Origin of the sequence: Staphylococcus sp. LCT-H4 (assembly GCF_001866145.1) — a bacterium.
Lineage (GTDB): Bacteria > Bacillota > Bacilli > Staphylococcales > Staphylococcaceae > Staphylococcus > Staphylococcus succinus.
Map to the genome: position 1 here is coordinate 575493 of NZ_MODY01000001.1, position 16610 is coordinate 592102.

Below are 16610 nucleotides of genomic sequence, written 5' to 3' on the forward strand. Positions count from 1 at the left end.
TCTATTGAATTTTTGGATCGAGTGCATCACGCACTGCATCTCCAATAAAGTTAAATGATAAGACAAGCAACATAATACATAATCCAGGAAATACTGCGAGGTTACTATGTGTTTCAAGATAATTACTACCTGTACGTAAGATATTTCCCCACTCAGGTACTTCTGGCGATACGCCTAAACCTAAAAAGCTTAGACTACTTGTTGTTAATACCACTACACCTATGTTAAGTGAAAAACGTACAATCATTGGTGACAAGGCATTTGGCAGAACATAACTCCATAAAATGCGTAAAGTACTTTCCCCTGTGATACGTGCTGCATCCACGTACTCTGTACGTTTGACTTCTAATACATTGGCGCGCATAGTCCTTGCGAAAGAAGGAATATTTCCAATACTCAATGCAATGATTAGATTCATCGTACTTGCTCCAAATGAAGCTATAATCGCAACAGCTAATAATAAGGATGGAATAGCAAAAATGACATCTAGGAAACGCATAATAGTGTTATCTACCTTCACAAAATAACCAGCAATCATGCCTAAGATCATACCTAATATTACAGATATCACCACAGAAATAATTGAAATAAAGAACGTTAATTTAGTGCCCACCACAATGCGCGTAAATAAATCACGACCAAAATCATCTGTCCCAAATGGATGTACCAAACTAGGGCGTTTCAATAAATCATTAAATTGATTTTGTGTGGCCAAAGTGGTATCAAACACAAAGTTAGACGCAGTAGATAAGGTCAACATAAACACTAGAATAATCATACCAATCATAGCAATACGATTTGACTTCATTTTCTTCACAAAAGATTCCCAGCCATTGTAAATACCTTTCATAGAAGTTTGGTAATATCGCAGAACGCTCACAAACATAAGTAATGTAAATACATTTCCAGTAAACGTTGCCGCAATAAGTATCACATAGACTACGTAGCGTAAAGTTTGATTATAACGCCAATACCTTTCACACATTGCAATCACAGTGATTAAAATTGTAAGAATGACAAGTGCCAATTGCGCTATATAAAATGTATCTGCTACATACCCTTTAAATAAATTAATACATCCTGTCAATATAGTAACTATATATGTGAAAACTGCACATATTGTGAAGAAATGTAAGGAAGCTATTTTTGATTTTCTTTGTGACATATAATTACTCCCTTTCCTTAATTTCACTACGAAGTTTTGGATCGACGATTGCATAGAAAATATCAATCGCTAAATTGACCAGCGATATGACAATTGAAATATAAACTACACCGCCCATAACTGCAGGTATGTCAGGGACAAGTTGTTTCTGAACGATATAGCGGCCAATACCATTAATGTTAAAGACTTGCTCTGTTACAGCCGACCCACCAAGTAATTCTGCAACAAGTAAACCGATTAGTGTAATGATTGGAATAATTGCATTTTTCAATATATGTCTAGTGACGACTTGTGTTGTTGACAAGCCTTTAGCATATGCTGTCATCACGTAATCATTTCTCATGACTTCTAATACAGAAGATCTTGTCATGCGTGTGATAGAGGCAGCAATCGCTGTCCCAATCACCAACACTGGTAAAATTAATGATAAAGGATTATCTGGCATATAAGATGGTGGCAGGACGTCTAATTTCAGTGAAAAAGCTAATATAAATAACAAACCTTGCCAAAAATTAGGAATCGATAAACCAATGAGCGCTAGTGTCATAAGTATGACATCTAACCAACTGTTACGTTTTAGAGCGCTCACAACACCAATAGGGATGGCAATTACAACCGCAATAATTAACGCAATCACAGTAAGTAATAATGTAATAGGTATTCTTGAAGCCACAGCATGTGTTACGACTTCATTCCCTTTATACGTCGTACCTAAATCGAATGTAAATACACCTTTAATTGCATCCCATAACTGCACAAGATAAGGACTATTTAAATGGTGCGCTTCATTAAATTGATAGATTTGCGCCTTCGTTGCATCTGGTCCTAATATACTGTATGCAGCATCTAATGGAGACAGATAAAGAATAGTAAATACAACAACTATCACTCCAATAATAACGACAACCGCCATTACTATACGTTCAAATATGTATCGGATCATTGGATTTAAATAAAAACTCAGTACAATAAACAAAGGAATAGCAAATATTATTTTTAATGCAATTAAGTTTTTAAATAAAATACCTTGATAAAATGAAGTAAAATCATTTGTAGTTTTTGTATCGTTATTACGGTAGCGCCGACGATATATTTGATGTGCTTCCTTTTGCAGTTGCATATCAGATCGAAGTTGTTCTAAAAATATATACTTTTGCTTTAATGCAGCAACGATTTCTTCAATTTCAGAAGTTTGTGCTGGCTCAGTTATTTTATCCGCTATGATTAAATACTTACAAATTGCATATATAAAAAGCGGTAAACTTAATAGAGAAAAAAGAATGCGATAAAACGTTTTGTTATATAATCGTTTGAAAGCCTGTTGATAATGGTTAATAAAATATCACTCCTTGTAACTTATACTCGAGTAGATTAGTATGATATATAAAGTATAGATTAAAAGTAACTATTTGTGAATAGGGAGGAATTACCTCATGCCAACTTTATTAGAGGTCAAAAATCTAGGCGTGACTTTCAATTATGAAGAAACATCAATTCAAGCTGTTAAAGACATTAGTTTCAAACTAGATAAAAAGAAAATTTTAGGAATTGTTGGGGAGTCTGGTTCTGGAAAAAGTATTACTGCAAAATCAATTATGGGTTTGTTACCTGATTATCCTGACCATACTTTATCGGGTGAGATCATATTTAACGATGCCCATTTAAATAACTTTTCGAATCAATCCTTTCAGAAAATTCGTGGCAAAGATATTGCGATGATTTTTCAAGATCCTATTTCATCATTGAATCCACGTATTACAATAGGTAAACAAATTACTGAAGTTATATTGCAACATAAGAAAATTGATAAAAAACAAGCAAAAGCGATGACAATTGATATCTTAGAAAAAGTAGGCATTCAAAACATAGAACGTAATTTTAATGCTTATCCCTATGAATTTTCCGGTGGCATGCGTCAACGTGTCATGATTGCAATGGCACTCGTATTAGAACCACAAGTATTAATCGCAGATGAACCGACTACCGCACTCGATGTAAGTACACAAAATCAATTACTCGAACTGATGAAAAGCTTATATGAATACATTGATACATCTATTTTATTTATCACACACGATTTAGGTATCGTTTACCAATTTTGTGATGAACTTATAGTCATGAAACAAGGCGAAGTTGTAGAAAGCGGTAGTGTCGAAACCATATTTCAAAACCCACAATCTGCATATACGCGCCACTTAATTGACTCTATTCCAGATTTATACGCGCCCAAAACGCCGCGTCAAATAAATAGCGATACACTTTTGAAGTTTGAAGATGTGAGTGTCGATTACCCTATAGGCAATGGCGCACAGTTTAGAGCGGTAAAACATGTCAATTTAAACATTAAAAGTGGAGAATCTTTAGGTATTGTTGGCGAATCCGGTTCCGGAAAATCATCTCTAGCTAAGACGGTCGTCGGTCTAAATGAAATCTCAGAAGGCTATATTTGGTATAAAAATCTTCCTTTAAATCTATTTAGCGCTAAAGAAATGAAAAGTTTAAGAAAGGATATCCAAATGATTTTCCAAGATCCTTATGCTTCCATTAATCCAAGGTTTAAAGTGATTGATATTATTGGCCGACCTTTGAAAATTCACAATATGATAAATGATGAAAATGCATTAGAAACAGCAGTCATTGCATTGTTACATCGCGTGGGGCTTGATGAAAGTTTCCTTTATCGTTTTCCTCATGAATTATCAGGTGGCCAACGCCAAAGAATCAGTATCGCACGTGCGATTTCTATGAATCCAAAAGTTATCGTCTGTGATGAAGCAGTCTCTGCACTAGATGTCTCTATCCAAAAAGAAATTATCCAGTTATTGAAGCAATTACAAGAAGATATGGGTATTACATACATCTTTATAACGCATGACATGGGTGTTATCAATGAAATGTGTGACCGAATCGCTGTAATGCAAAATGGCAAAATTATTGAACTCAATGATACTGAACGTCTTATCACAAATCCACAAGCACCTTACACGCAAAAACTTATATCGGAAGTCCCAACAGTTCCCAAATATTAGGCTATTCATCTGTATTACCGATGACATCCTACAAAAATGACACCAATAGTATTTAACTATTGGTGTCATTTTTTCTTTAACTTCACAGAGATACCTTGTATATTATTTAACTAAAGACATAATGGTATGCACTTCTCTCTTTGCTTAGTATCATTTAAATGGTAGTCCAAAACAAAAATATTTTATGTTATTATAAATAAGGTGTTTTTTTAAATACCATAATATTTTAAAGGGACAGATATCATGTGAATAAGAACTTAGCTTTTATAATACAAGCCTTAACCTTTTTGATTGCTATTGTTTATGCGCTATGGAATTTCTACACGTCATCTTATGTAACTGCTACAGTATTCCTAATTTGGGGAATAGTTATTATCAGTTCTATGATTGTTAAATTTAAAAATAGACATAACGTTGAAGATAAATAAAATTTTGAGTTTAGAAAGAGGATTGTAATTCTAGTCGTAATTGTATGAGTGATTGCTTTTTTCATCAATTTGATAGAAGCACTATATCTCGTATGGAAAACTTATCAATTAAAGTAAACTCATGCTTTAAGAGAATACATACTTGTCATGTTAAATCCAAAAATTAAAGCGATTTATCACATCATTCGCTGACATTTTAGGATAATCGCTTTGATTGGTGCAATCATCATTGTAAACCTAAATTTTCATATAAAATCAGTTACTTCTAGTCTTGTTAACATCGTTTTTTCAAGATAATGGCACTAGCGCTATTACCTTATTTTTTTACACACCACTATGACTAATGCTGTTTTGTTATCACAATATAAAAAAGTGAATGTTGCCATTCACTTTTTCACTAAATTATAATTGTTAGATTATGGTCATGTTATTAATTTTTGAGTATTAATGCTGTTATAATTCTATTTTCTGAAAATGTTCAACAATTGGAAATGGTTCATAATAATGGTGTAACATCGTTTTCCATTTTTCATATTTCTCAGATTGGCGAAAACCTATAGTATGGTCTTCTAATCGCTCCCATTTTACTAATAATAAATATTTACCCTCAACTTCAAAACACCTATGTATTGAGTGTTCAATATATCCCTCCATCGAAGCAATAATCTTCGATGCTTCTTGAAATGTTAATTCAAAATCATGCTCCATACCCTCTTTGACTTGTAACATTGCGCCTTCCAGAATCATTCAAAATCCCTCCACTATATATAATTTCATTACATAATTATTCATTTACTATCCCTTTTTCTACTGTCAAAATGGCCTACTAAAAAATCAAAAGTGCTAGTTGTTAAGTTAATATCAGAACTTAGACGAGTTGCAACTTTTTAAGATTCATCTATAAACGACTTGCCTAAATTATGAAGCAGTACTCAGGGAAATATACATAAAAAACTGCCACAAAGTTGGAAACTTTGCTGACAGTCTAAGACTAGTATTTGAACGAACGTTTAATTATTTTTTGTTTTTTAAGTTACTTTCGATTTTTTCAATTTCTTTTTTGGATAAGTCTATAGGGTACTCTCCATCTTTTGTATCTTTTTTAAGTGCTTGTTGCGGTTCTTTTGAATGATATAGCTTTATGATTTTTTTATATGTTTGATTATTTTTTTCACTGTCTTTTGTCGCTACAACATTAATGTATGGTTTTACTGCATCATTTTTAGCATTTTCAGTATAAATTGGATCTTTCCTAGGATCTAATCCTGCTTTTGAAGCTACCCCATTATTAATTACTGATAAATCAACATCCGATAACGCTCGCGCAGTTTGTTGTGCATCTACAGCTTTAAATTTTAACTTTTTAGGATTTTCTTTAATGTCTTTAATCGAGCCACTTAAATCAAAATCTTTATCTAGCTTAATAAGCCCTGCTGCTTCTAATAATTTTAATGAACGCGCTTGGTTTGAAACATCATTTGGCACAATGACTTTCGCACCATTTCTTACCTTTTTAATATTTTTAATATCATCTGAATAAATGCCCAATGGAGCTAGAACAGTAGTGCTTAAGGATGAAATATCTGCATCTTTATGCGCTTTTTTATATTCATTTAAAAATGCAAAGTGCTGGAATGCATTCATATCGATATCACCATCACTCAAAGCTTTGTTAGGTACATTATAATCAGAGAATTGTTTAATCTCTAACTCAATATCTTCTTCTTTAGCTAAATCTTTAACCTTCTCCCAAGCTTTAGTATCATTTGAAGCAACACCAATAGTCACTTTCTCTTTACTTCCTGAACATGCTGCTAACACAAATAAAGCAGAAAGCACTAAAATTAATAATCTTTTCATATTAAAACTCCCTTATGTTAATTTCTTCTAATTGTTTTAGATAAATAATTGCCTAGTGATTGGATGATTTGTACAATAATTACCAATACTACAACAGTAATTATGATGACCAATGTATCAAAACGTTGATAACCATATACAAGCGCTAAATCACCAATTCCTCCACCACCAACGGCACCTGCCATAGCTGTAGCTCCTACGAGTCCTATGATCGCAGTCGTAATCGCTAATACGAGTGAACCTAGTGCTTCTGGCAATAAGAAGTGCCAGATAATTTGTACTGGGGACGCCCCCATAGCTTTAGCTGCTTCCACAATCCCCTCGTCTACTTCTAATAGTGAGTTCTCTACAAGTCGTGCAATATAAGGAGCTACATACACTGTTAATGGTACAATTGCTGCTGTTGTGCCAATAGATGTACCAACTAATAATTTAGTGAACGGTACAATTGAAATCAATAAAATAATAAACGGAATAGATCTTAATATATTAATCACTGGATTCAATATTTGGTGAACAATCGTATTCGGCCATATCCCCTTTTTTCTGGTAGCAACCAGTAGTACACCGAGTGGTATACCTATTATTGCTCCAATAATCAATGAAACTGTAACCATATATAATGTTTGATATAAAGACTCAAACAACTGTGCGCTATCAATACTTGAACCAAGCATATGACTAAACCTCCTCAAACGTAATAACTTTATTTTGGAAATATTGTTCTACTATATCTTTATTAAAGTGTTGGTCTTTTTCAAATCTCAGCCAAAGGTAACACACCGTTTCCTCTTGAATCGTTGACATAGAGGAAAATAGTACATTGACGTTCAATTGATATTTTTGCGTTAATTCATTTAAAATAGGTTGTTCAATTTGCTCCGTTTCTAAAAATAATTTATAGTCTATGTAATTTTGATCTGGTCGATGGTTAAATACTGCTTTCAGTGACTTGGATGGTTCTGTATTGATAACAGTAGATACAAAGTTTTTAGCCGTGCTTGTTTGAGGATGACTAAATACATTCTTAACATTTCCAATTTCTACAACTTCCCCTTGTTCCATTACAGCGACCCTATTACAAATTTTTTGAATAACACCCATTTCATGTGTAATGATTAAAATTGTAATGCCAAATGTTTGGTTTACACGTTTTAACAAATCTAAAATCGAACTCGTTGTCGCAGGGTCTAAAGCACTTGTAGCTTCATCGCACAGTAAAATTTTAGGATTCGTTACTAAAGCACGCGCAATCGCTACACGCTGCTTTTGTCCTCCAGAAAGTTCATCTGGGTACTGATGTATTTTATCCGACAAATTAACAAATGCTAACATTTCTTCTACTTTTTTCTTAATATCATTCTTATTTTCCCCACTCAAAATAAGCGGCATTGCAACGTTTTTATATACCGTACTTGAATTTAACAGGTTGAAGTGTTGGAAAATCATTCCAATCTCTTTTTTTACAGCTCTCAATTCTTTTTCTTTATATGTATCTAGTGCATGGCCATCGACGACCACTTTACCTTCACTCACACGTTCTAATTGATTTACTAACCGAACTAGTGTGCTTTTTCCAGCGCCACTATAACCAATAACTCCAAATATGTCATGCTTATTCACGGTAAATGATACATTTTTCAAAGCATGAATACGTTCTTTTTTCTTGTGAAATACTTTATTTACATGTTCAAATTCAATCAACGCGTAGCCCCCTCCATTAATCCTTACTAATCTAATAAGAATAATGAAATTATAGGCTATTATCTTTTAAGCGTCAATATAAATTCAGAATTCATTGAATTTTTAAAAAATAATGCGAAAGTTATTTTACATATGCTGTTATAAAAAATATTTCGCTATCATAATCGGAACGTTGTTAATGATATTCTAATAACTTTTCGCCTGTGATTTCATTAAAAAAGACTGCAATTTTTAATAAATTACAGTCTTAGTCGCTTATAAAGTGTTTCTTATTTTATCAAACCATATAAATCGTTAATAGAACTTCATCCGTCGTTCTTGAGGCATAACCAACAAATATTTTTTCCATTAACCATTTATATGGAGTATCATAAGTCTCAAATATCGGTACAGTACGAAAGTAATATAACTCAGAATCAATAAATTCTCCTTTAGTTACTGCCTTTTTATAACTTTCTGGCACTGTGCGTATGCCATTATTCTCTATATAAATCGTTGCGCCGTCAGTTAATTTTATGGCATATCTCGCAGACAATGTGCACTTTCCATCTGAATCAATCAGTTGGCTATCAACTCCTCCAGGCAATACATGCCCAGAAACATGGTTTCCAGATACCGTACCAGATTCAATAGGTATTAACTGTCGTCTCCCCACGATATCATCTTGACCAACTACTATTGGTTTTCCTACTTTCATTCTAATTTCAAATATTTTTTCATTCATTGATAATCATCTCATAACTTTGTGTTTAAAATACTAGTTTGCCATCTCTAATATCTTGAGTCATGCCTTCATATGGCGCTAATGCAACAACTTGTTCATTATCTATGCCGGGCTGTCCTACATATGTTATTGTCGCAAACTCAGGAACAACATATTTAGGATAAGTTTCGTATTTTTCTCTAGATGCTTCCATTAAATCTATATAATCATTTTGGTAACAAACTGTAATATCTGGACGTTCGTGAACCCATTTAGGGAAGAAAATCACGCCATGCATAATATTTTTGTCTGGTACAAAATTCAATGAAACGTCTGTCCCTGTTGGTTCTGTCCAAGAAATTTTATATACGCCTTCAACAATTTGTACAATATCTGCACGTTGTTCTTTTACCCATCTACCTGCAACCATTCCTGAGTGGATACGATAGTCAATGGTATTTTCATTTTTTACGTACATTTCATATTCCCATCCATTATCATAAGTATAAATCATATGTGTGCCTATAAAATCATTTAAAGTTTCCATAATTACCTCCTATATATGTAATTAATTACATGTTTACTTTTACATGATAATCCTTTAAACTAAATCTGTCAAAACATTCAGGAGTGAAAGATATGAAAAATGTTCTACAATACACAATTTTAGGGTTACTAAACAATAAAGCATTAACTGGTTACGAAATTTACAAATCTTTTAGTGAGGTTATTGGTGAGATTTGGACAGCTAAACATAGTCAAATCTATAACGAACTCAAAAAGTTATTACAAAGTGAGCATATCTATATTTCAAACATAGATGAATCTAGCAAAGTTACTAAAAAAGTATATAGTATTACATCACTTGGTAAAGAAGCACTGTATCATTGGATTGAAACGGCAGAAGAGGAAGAAAATAACAAAGATCCTTTTGCTATTAAAATATATTTCTTTGAGCACTTAGACCATGAAGACAAACAAAAATTATTATCCCAAAAGAAAAATGCTAAAACCGAAAAGTTAACTTACTTAAACTCTATATATAATCAACTCGACCCTCAGAATGATTTACAACACATTTTAATATTGAAAAAAGCTATATTACGTGAGCAAGCTTATATTGAATGGTTGGACTTCTGCGCTTCAGAGTTATAGTTAAAAGAGCCTAGGATATCATCCCAGGCTCTTCTATAAATCCAGCTATAATTACAATTAATTTTTTTCTAAAAATGTTAAAAATTCAGCTACTTCTTTTTGAGTTTTTAAAGAACAAAACGTTCCATCCTCATTTCTCAGTCGATCTTTTCCTGATATTAATAGCATACCTTCCTCTTGCATTTGTGGATTTAAAATTTTCAAATGTTTGAGTAATGATTGATAACATGACTCTCCATGTGGGCTATTTACTATAAAAGAAACAGGTTTATCATAAAGTACAGCTGAAGCTACTAACCATTCTAATGCGTTTTTCAAAGCTGCAGGTACACCTTTTATATACTCCGGAGTGGCGATTACAATATGATCACTTTGCTCTATATCATTCATAAAATTTTTAATAATGGTTGGATAATCTTCGTATTCAATATTAGAATGAAATATCGGAAAATCATAAATTTTATTATAAATTTGAAATGTATGATTTGTAGAAAGGCTTTGCTTTAAATCAAGTAATAATTTTTGATTCTGAGAATTACGATGATTACTTCCACATAATGCCATGAATTTTTTCAACTTACTCCAAATCTCCTTTTCATCCTATTTTTTGTACACCTTTGAAATCTATTCGAAATCATGATTATGTTATTATATTACATTGCGCAATAGCTGATTTGAATTATACCTCTTATGCTATTAATAAGCGTTATTGTACAAGAAAATATCTGTATCATAAAGAAATTAGAATTCAGAAGTAAACATGCCCATTATGAAAGTATCTAAGTCACTATATTTTGTTCGAATCCGCTGCTACACAATCTTTTAACACAGGAAAGGATTCACTTCCTCCGTTATTTTTAACGGTTAGTGCACTGACATGATTGGCAAATTGTACTGCCTCTTTTAAATGATATCCTTGAGTTAAACTATAAACAAAAGCGCCTATAAAAGAATCTCCAGCTCCAGTAGTATCTATAGCTTTGACTTCTTCTGCAGGCACATGAAAAATTTGTTTCCCATCATTTAAGACAACACCTGATTTACCTATCGTTAAAACAATCGTTGTTTCTATTTTTGAATACAATTCTTGAGCTGCTTCAAACGCTTGCTTGACGTTTGATACGACTTTACCCACCATAAATTCAGCCTCTGTTTCATTAACGACCAAATAGTCTAGCTTTTTCAATATATTTTTTTCTATGTTTCGGGCAGGTGCATTATTCAAAATAATCGTTGTATTATCGTTGTATTTTTTTATCACATAATCATTAACATGAGCTGGAATCTCCTGTTGCAATATAATATAGTCTGCGGATTTAAACAATGCGTCCTCTTTTTCAACATCTTCTATATCAAGTAAATAATTCGCTCCTTTTAAAATAGTACTATGATAGTCTCCATCATATAATACATTGACTAATCCTAAACCACTCTGCCCTTTTTGTTTTATTTTCTCAGTATGAATACCTGCTGAACGCATAGAGCCAATCAGTGCTTCACCAAATCGATCTTCTCCAACTTTTCCAATGAGTGTTGTATTTAATCCTAACTTCGCACATTGTACAGCTTGGTTTGCCCCTTTTCCACCTGGTCCTTGCAGTAAACTATCTGCATAAAACGTTTCACCTTTATGTGGTAAACGTTCCTGCGTTAATATTAAATCGTAATTCAAACTACCTAACACAACAACATTTTTATTTTCCATTTGAATATAAACCCCTTTATTCAATAACGGTAGTCTTTAACAACATCACTTGTTTTTATTAAACTTTCAGAGTATTCTTCAGACCCTTTAATAGCTAAATTTGTATAAAGCGCATCTAATATCGTTAACTGTACAATACGTGCAGCTGCATTTTCTCCTGTAATAGGTGTGTTTTGTGCTGTTGAAACAAGATTGACCTCTGCCACTTTTGTAATTTCACTATTCATATAGTTTGTCACACTAATAGTGTGTGCGCCTCTATCTTTTGCTGCTTTGATTACGTTCACAATATGTTGTGTAGTACCAGAATGCGAAACGCCTAACACAATATCCCCTTCATCAATCAATGAAGTGAACATGAGCTGCATATGTGAATCTTTATATACATGTGATACAATTCCTATTTTTAATAATTTATGTTGAAAATCTTCACATATAACCGAAGAACCACCGCTACCGACTAATATAATTTTATTATTTCTATTCTTGTTATTGAAAATTTCACACGCTTTATTGAACGCATCATAATTAAAAATATCTAATGTTTCTTGAAGTGCTAACATCGCATTTATTAAAACTTTTTCTGCAATAAGCGTATTAGAATCTTCTTTCCTGAAATCAGAATATTCTTCATAAGACTCTGATTTGTGCGTGTTTTCAATATATGCTTTTATCGATTTCTTCAATTGTAAATAACCGCTGCATTGCAACTTCTTACAAACTTTTGTAATTGTCGCTTCACTTATTTTTAAATGTTTTGCTACATCGCTAATTGTACTTTCTGCTAGAACTTCATAATTATTTGCAATAAATTGAGCAACTCGACGTTCTTTATTTGCTAGAGAAGGCGAAATGCTTCTTGCATATAAAACAATTTCTTTACCAGTGAATGTTTTACTTTCCATAAGATAGAAAATCCTTTCATTTGGATACGTTTCAATTATGTTATCACAATACCTCAATTTATATCTACATTTTTTATTTTCGATTTTACAAAAGTAAAATATTAACAATTATTAAGCTTACAATAAAATATTTTCGGTAAAATAATTTGTTTTTATTTACTTTATTGTGAAATATTATTAACATTTTCAATAATCAGTGAACAACGTTTGGATACGTAAACACTTTGAAAGGATGACTAATTATGAACTTTTCAGCAAGATTAAATTCATTTAAAACTAAACCCGAACTCTTTTTTAATGAGGAGGACAATATCAATACCGTCTCATTAATTAAACGCATGGCCACAGTGGAGGGGCTGACTCAAATTGAACTCAATTACCCAGAACATTTCAAAAAAAATACCCTTACCGAAATCAATGAAGCATTAGAAAATTCTCATTTAACAGTAAGTGGTATAGCTTTGCGATTTAGTGAAATATATGATGATGGTGAATTTATTAATCCTGATGACAGTATAAGAAATAAAGCCATTAAAACAACTAAAGAGGCTATAGAGACCTGTAAAAAATTAGGGGGAAATACAACTACTATTTGGTTGGCAAATGATGGATTTGATTATCCATTCCAAATAGATTATGAAAAATCTTGGGATAAAACTGTTGCAGCTTTAAGGGATATAGGAGAACAATATCCCGAAATGAATATTAGTTTTGAATATAAACCTTATCAACCAAGGTCTTTTGCTCTCGTTGGTGATATTGGGTTAACACTTTTATTATTAGATGATGTCAATTTACCTAATTTTGGAGTAACTTTAGATTTTTGTCATATGCTAATGAAAAAAGAAAATCCTGCATACGCTTTAGCACTTGCAGCAAGAAAAAACCGTTTGATGGGCTTTCATTTAAATGATGGTTATAAAGATAATGATGATGGATTAATGTTGGGTAGTGTCCACCTTTTACAAACTATAGAGTTTATATACTATGCCATAAAATATAACTATGAAGGTTTAATTTATTTTGATACTTTCCCTATTCGCGAAGATCCGGTTAAAGAATGTGAAATGAATATAGCTATGTATAAAAAACTTGAACAAACTATCTATGAGTATGGAGTAGAAAATATCGAGTATTTAATAAATACGAAAGACTCTACAGAAATACAAAAATTCTCTTATTCGCTCTTAAAGTAATAAGAAAATATGAATCATAGTTATTCAAAGGGGATGTTTTACATGCTTAGAAAAATAGGTTTACCTAGTAACTTAATTTGGGGATATATCGGATTAGTATTATTTATGATTGGTGATGGCATCGAACAAGCTTGGCTCGTACCATATTTAGTCGATCAGAATATGTCTGCCTCCGCAGCGTCATTTCTAATTACAATTTATGGTGTTACTGTTACTATTTCCGCATGGCTATCAGGCGTGTTTGTTCAAACTTTAGGGCCTAGAAAGGCTATGATATTAGGTACAATTGCTTTTTTAATAGGTAGCATAGGATTTATTGGTTTAGGGATGTATAGTTTGAATTATTATATCATGGCACCCTTTTATGCCATACGTGGTTTTGGTTATCCTATGTTTGCTTATTCATTTTTAGTGTGGATAAATTATAGTACACCACTAGAAAGAAGAAGTACTGCTGCGGGTTGGTTTTGGTTTATGTTTTCTTTAGGATTGAGCGTATTTGGACCTTTATATGCTTCTTTTATCATACCGATTGTCGGACATATCATTGCTATGTGGACAGGTATCATTTTCACGTTAATAGGGGCTTTTTTAGCTATTATTATTAACAAAGATCATGTACCTCAATCAGAAATCACAGATTTCAAAGTTTCAGAATTAATTAAAGCTGTGACCATTATCAAACGTCCCGTGATAGCAATAGGACTCATCGTTAAAAGTATTAATGGCTTTGCTCAATATGGCTTGTTGTTATTTTTACCTTTATACTTAAGGAAATTTGGTTATACAGACACAGAATGGTTAAGAATGTGGTCAACTATATTCACCGTAGCAATTTTTGCTAATCTATTCTTCGGATATATTGGCGATAAGTGGGGCTGGCGAAAAACCGTGCAATGGGTTGGCGGTGTATTTTATGCTTTAGTCATGCTGCTCATATACTTTGCACCTATGACGATTGGCCACAATTATTGGCTAATGACGATAATTTTATGTCTGTGTGGAATCGGTATGGCTGGTTATGTACCTTTATCAGCACTGTTCCCAATGCTTGCTCCAGATAATAAAGGAGCTGCTATGTCTGTGTTAAATTTAGGAGCTGGCCTGAGTACTTTTATCGCTCCAGCAATTGTAACTTTATTTTTCGAACCGTTTGGCGCTGGTGTTGTATTATTCATTTATTCAGGATTCTATATTATAAGTGCGATTCTTACGCCTTTCTTAAAAACACCTGAAGAGTTAAATGCTTAAATTATAAAAAGCCACTCACTAGTACTAGTGAGTGGCTTTGATATATTTATAGATATGTGCGGTGCATTAGCTTTAAAATTATAAATTTGGTAAATCGAATTTTTCACGTAACGTACCTGCTTTGTATTCTGTTTGTGTTAATCCACGTGATTGTAAAATCGGAACAACTTTATCAACAAAAAGCTGTAATTGTGTCGGAAAAAGTGGTGGCATAATATTAAAACCATCAGCCGCACCGATTTCATACCAATATTGCATCGTATCAGCAATTTTCTCTGGTGTACCAACAACAATATAATGGCCTCGAGCACCGGCTATTTTTTTCATAACATCTTCTAACGTTAAATTTTGCTCAATGGCTTCTTTTTTAATTAATTCATATCTACTTTTAATACCATTACCTTCAGAAGCATCTATATCAGCAAAGGGTGTCTTAATATCATATTGCATCAAATCAACATCCCCAACATAAGGTGACAATAGTTTTAATCCTATTTCTGGTAAAATCAAATCTTGCAATTCATTATAATTAGCCTGTGCCTCTGCTTCAGTATCACCAATTACTGGAAAAAGACCTGGCATGATAGTGAGGTCTGATTCTGATCTTCCTTGTTTCACCAATTTTGAACGTAATCTATCATTAAATACTTTCGCTTCTTCTGCATTTGTTTGTGCTGTAAAAACAACATCAGCAACACGAGCTGCTAAATCTGTACCGGTCGGCGAAGACCCTGCTTGAATCAATAATGGCTGCCCTTGTGGTGAATGTTCCAAATTAAGTGGGCCTTTAACCTTGTAATACTTACCATCATGGTTTACCTCATGTAATTTTGTTTCATCTACAAACACGCCTTCTACTTTATCCTTTTTAAAGGCATCTGGTTCCCATGACTTCCATAATTTATTGGCTACGTCTACAAATTCTTCTGCTTGCTCGTATCTTAAATCATGATCAACGTTCACATTGCCATTAAAATTTTGTGCAGTATTATTCACTGCAGAAGTTACAATATTCCATGCTGCGCGTCCACCACTAATGTGATCTAGTGAACTGAACGATCTAGCTAGATGGAATGGCTGAGAATACGTTGTCGATACTGTGGCCGCTAAACCAATATCCGACGTCTCTCTCGCTATGATGGACATTAAAGTGAATGGGTCTAAACGACTCATCAGATCTGGGTGTGCTGTGTCATCGATATATAAAGCATCTGATAAAAATACTAAATCAAATTTACCTTGTTCAGCTAACTGACTTATATTGACTAAGTGATCGATATCTATTGGTCCTTTTTCAATCGATTTTGGATGCCTCCAACTTGCAAGATGATGACCATAACCCGCTAAAAAAAGACCTAATTTCATTTCCCCCATTACGCCACTCCTTTTTTCTTATCAATCCGATTACTTTAGTATGTTTTAAAATAACACTTAACGCTTATAGAGTCAAACTATATCAATAACAAAATATAAATATCACTTTTATGAATATACTTATATGTACATAAG

The 16610-nt window shown here is 32.9% G+C and carries 16 protein-coding genes and 1 pseudogene; 5 read left to right on the plus strand and 12 right to left on the minus strand.

Translation table 11 applies throughout. The annotated features are described in order from the left end of the window. Position 1: 1 nt before the first annotated feature. Together BK821_RS02675 and BK821_RS02680 are read right to left on the minus strand one after the other, a co-directional pair. The gene (locus BK821_RS02675) at positions 2-1165 is read right to left on the minus strand and encodes an ABC transporter permease (RefSeq protein ID WP_071331125.1); all 1164 of its coding nucleotides are present in this window, start codon (positions 1163-1165) and stop codon (positions 2-4) included. A 4-nt stretch (positions 1166-1169) separates the two neighbouring features. Continuing rightward, positions 1170-2165, minus strand: a pseudogene (locus BK821_RS02680) (ABC transporter permease); the annotation flags it as partial. 433 nt (positions 2166-2598) lie between these two features. On the opposite strand from BK821_RS02680, the gene BK821_RS02685 reads away from it, so the two are divergent. Together BK821_RS02685 and BK821_RS13310 are read left to right on the plus strand one after the other, a co-directional pair. After that, positions 2599-4194 carry an ABC transporter ATP-binding protein gene (locus BK821_RS02685; protein ID WP_071331126.1) on the plus strand — a complete coding sequence of 532 codons (1596 nt, stop codon included), beginning with the start codon at positions 2599-2601 and terminating at the stop codon, positions 4192-4194. Positions 4195-4439: 245 nt separating this feature from the next. Beyond that, positions 4440-4622 (plus strand): hypothetical protein, encoded by a 183-nt coding sequence (locus BK821_RS13310; RefSeq protein WP_141768354.1) that lies wholly within the window; start codon positions 4440-4442, stop codon positions 4620-4622. Between the two features lie 453 nt (positions 4623-5075). Here BK821_RS13310 and BK821_RS02690 read toward each other — a convergent pair whose 3' ends face one another. The 6 genes from BK821_RS02690 to BK821_RS02715 all read right to left on the minus strand — a co-directional run bounded on the left by BK821_RS02690 (position 5076) and on the right by BK821_RS02715 (position 9436). Then, positions 5076-5369, minus strand: a complete 294-nt coding sequence (locus BK821_RS02690) for an antibiotic biosynthesis monooxygenase family protein (RefSeq protein WP_071331127.1) — start codon at positions 5367-5369, stop codon at positions 5076-5078. Between the two features lie 267 nt (positions 5370-5636). Beyond that, positions 5637-6482, minus strand: a complete 846-nt coding sequence (gene gmpC / locus BK821_RS02695) for a dipeptide ABC transporter glycylmethionine-binding lipoprotein (protein ID WP_071331128.1) — start codon at positions 6480-6482, stop codon at positions 5637-5639. 17 nt (positions 6483-6499) lie between these two features. After that, on the minus strand, positions 6500-7159 hold the full coding sequence (locus BK821_RS02700) for a methionine ABC transporter permease (protein WP_046838072.1): 660 nt from the start codon (positions 7157-7159) through the stop codon (positions 6500-6502). A gap of 4 nt (positions 7160-7163) precedes the next feature. Then, positions 7164-8186: a methionine ABC transporter ATP-binding protein gene (locus BK821_RS02705; RefSeq protein WP_046838071.1), complete on the minus strand. Its 1023-nt coding sequence runs from the start codon at positions 8184-8186 to the stop codon at positions 7164-7166. 277 nt (positions 8187-8463) lie between these two features. Further along, positions 8464-8910, minus strand: a complete 447-nt coding sequence (locus BK821_RS02710) for a DUF3237 domain-containing protein (protein WP_046838070.1) — start codon at positions 8908-8910, stop codon at positions 8464-8466. Between the two features lie 25 nt (positions 8911-8935). Next, on the minus strand, positions 8936-9436 hold the full coding sequence (locus BK821_RS02715; RefSeq protein WP_046838069.1) for a phenolic acid decarboxylase: 501 nt from the start codon (positions 9434-9436) through the stop codon (positions 8936-8938). A gap of 92 nt (positions 9437-9528) precedes the next feature. On the opposite strand from BK821_RS02715, the gene BK821_RS02720 reads away from it, so the two are divergent. Then, positions 9529-10044 carry a PadR family transcriptional regulator gene (locus BK821_RS02720; protein WP_046838068.1) on the plus strand — a complete coding sequence of 172 codons (516 nt, stop codon included), beginning with the start codon at positions 9529-9531 and terminating at the stop codon, positions 10042-10044. Between the two features lie 57 nt (positions 10045-10101). Here the strand turns inward: BK821_RS02720 and BK821_RS02725 are convergent, their stop codons facing one another. The 3 genes from BK821_RS02725 to BK821_RS02735 form a co-directional block, all read right to left on the minus strand. Beyond that, positions 10102-10620 carry an NADPH-dependent FMN reductase gene (locus BK821_RS02725; protein WP_053042493.1) on the minus strand — a complete coding sequence of 173 codons (519 nt, stop codon included), beginning with the start codon at positions 10618-10620 and terminating at the stop codon, positions 10102-10104. A 211-nt stretch (positions 10621-10831) separates the two neighbouring features. Next, complete coding sequence (locus BK821_RS02730; RefSeq protein WP_071331129.1) at positions 10832-11749, minus strand: ribokinase; 918 nt, start codon at positions 11747-11749, stop codon at positions 10832-10834. Positions 11750-11769: 20 nt separating this feature from the next. Then, entirely contained in the window at positions 11770-12654 is an 885-nt protein-coding gene (locus BK821_RS02735; RefSeq protein ID WP_071331130.1) for an SIS domain-containing protein, read from the minus strand. 242 nt (positions 12655-12896) lie between these two features. On the opposite strand from BK821_RS02735, the gene BK821_RS02740 reads away from it, so the two are divergent. Continuing rightward, positions 12897-13850 carry a sugar phosphate isomerase/epimerase family protein gene (locus BK821_RS02740; protein ID WP_046838065.1) on the plus strand — a complete coding sequence of 318 codons (954 nt, stop codon included), beginning with the start codon at positions 12897-12899 and terminating at the stop codon, positions 13848-13850. A 9-nt stretch (positions 13851-13859) separates the two neighbouring features. Next, positions 13860-15101: an MFS transporter gene (locus BK821_RS02745; RefSeq protein ID WP_071331131.1), complete on the plus strand. Its 1242-nt coding sequence runs from the start codon at positions 13860-13862 to the stop codon at positions 15099-15101. Positions 15102-15179: 78 nt separating this feature from the next. Here BK821_RS02745 and BK821_RS02750 read toward each other — a convergent pair whose 3' ends face one another. Then, entirely contained in the window at positions 15180-16475 is a 1296-nt protein-coding gene (locus tag BK821_RS02750; protein WP_046838064.1) for an LLM class flavin-dependent oxidoreductase, read from the minus strand. Positions 16476-16610: the final 135 nt, after the last annotated feature.